Here is a 1,661-nt window from a genome sequence, read left to right on the forward strand (position 1 = left end):
ATTCTCGCCCTCGCCTACCTGTGGGCAGACAGCCCGTTCCTCGACTACACGTCCGGAGCGCTCGCTGGCGTCCCAGTGCTCGCCGCGCTGACTGCCGCCCCCCTGCTCGTGTACTCCGTGCTGCTGATGAAGACGCCGGCCGCTTGGCGCACCTCTCTGCTCCGTGTCGCAATCTTCGTCGGCTTGGTCGCAGCGCCGGTGGCAGTGACCGGCCTGGTCGCTCTGCGGTACGACCCCCAGTGGCTTCCGTTCATCGTCTGCTTCGGCCTTGTCCCCTCGGTCACGCTCGCGATCTACGTCTTCACGGCGGCGAAGAGGCCAGCGCTGCATGTTCTCGGCCTCGCACTTCTCGCAGCCGTCTCGGGAGCGGTGGCCACCAACGCAATCGGCGTTGCCGCGTACTGGAACGGGTAGGCTCACCTAACCATGGCTTCCAGCGGAAGCGCGCCTGAAGCGTAGAATCGGCAGGGAAACGGAGCGAAGCGCGCTCCGCTGAAGCCACAAGCGTTCGGCAGAGCAGCACGCGAGCACGCACGCCGGGGGCACATGACTCAGACCGCGTCAGTCGCTGTGACTCACCATGGGACGTACCTGCGCATCCACGCGCGCGCCCATGGGATGGTGCGCTCCTACGTCCAACTCCCCGCGCTGCTCGTCATGATCATGGCCAACGTGTCGATGATCGCCATCCTCGACATCCACTTCTTCGAACCTGGCGGATCCCCCGCCATCCTGATGACCGTCTTCGCGCTGATTGTCCTCGTCTCCTCGAGTTGGCTGTTCGTCGGGCGCGGGACGTTCGCTCTCACGGTCGACCCTCAAGGCGTCACATTCGACCCTGACCCTCGACGGATAGTGCCTGGCGCCGGGTGCGTCCGCCTGGGTCCGGCGGCCGCGGTGGTCTACGACCCAGTCTCGGGAAGCGCCGGCCGCCTCCGCGGGCCGGTCGGGTCCTCGCCCTCGATCGTGGGACCGGCAGAGGCTGACGCGATCACGGATATCCTGCGTGGTGCGGCCGACGAGGCCGCCGTCGCCGCGCACGCGCAGTCCCTGGTGTTCGTCACGGAGACCTCCGACGGCTTCCGCGCCCTCATCGCTCCCCGCCTCGGGTCCGTAGGTGCCGACGGCGCACGTCTCTCTCTGACCATCGCGCTCGCCATTCCACTCTACGTTGCCGTCCCGCTGCTGCTCTTCGACGTGTGGCGCGACTTCACGGTCTACCAAGCCCCCGCACTAGGAGTGCTGCTGTGGATATGCATGCTCGCCGCGGGACTGTTCCTGGCGGCATGGATCGACGGCCCGCTCTCCGGCGCGCTCGGCCACTCGAGCGTGGTCGTTTCCGGTCATGCACTCGTCTTCACGCAACCGTCTGCGCAGACGGGGCCCGAGACCAGGGTGTTCTCAGCGGACTTGGTCAGACTGAGAGACATCGAGGTCGCGCCTGCACACCGCGATGCGCTCTGGACGGCAGCGCTCACCCGCGGACTTCCCGCAGATGAGGCGTCGGCGCTTGTCGTCGTTGAACCGCGAGGGCGCACAACGGTCCTGCAAGGGATCCGTCACGCTGACGCGATGCGCGTACGCGACTTGGTCTTGGCCGCAAAGGAGCGGCTGGTTGCTGACAGCAAACATCGGCGCGCGCTCGACAGTGCCCCTGCCGA

The 1,661-nt window shown here is 67.1% G+C and carries 2 protein-coding genes; one reads left to right on the forward strand and one right to left on the reverse strand.

The window, feature by feature from the left end; translation table 11 throughout:
* Positions 1 to 629: 629 nt before the first annotated feature.
* On the reverse strand, positions 630 to 809 hold the full coding sequence (locus FDZ70_10225; GenBank protein TLM67183.1) for a hypothetical protein: 180 nt from the start codon (positions 807 to 809) through the stop codon (positions 630 to 632).
* A 157-nt stretch (positions 810 to 966) separates the two neighbouring features.
* Here FDZ70_10225 and FDZ70_10230 point away from each other — a divergent pair.
* Positions 967 to 1,661: hypothetical protein (locus FDZ70_10230; GenBank protein TLM67184.1), on the forward strand; the 695-nt coding region annotated here is incomplete at its 3' end.

It is taken from the genome of Actinomycetota bacterium, from assembly GCA_005774595.1.
GTDB lineage: Bacteria > Actinomycetota > Coriobacteriia > Anaerosomatales > D1FN1-002 > D1FN1-002.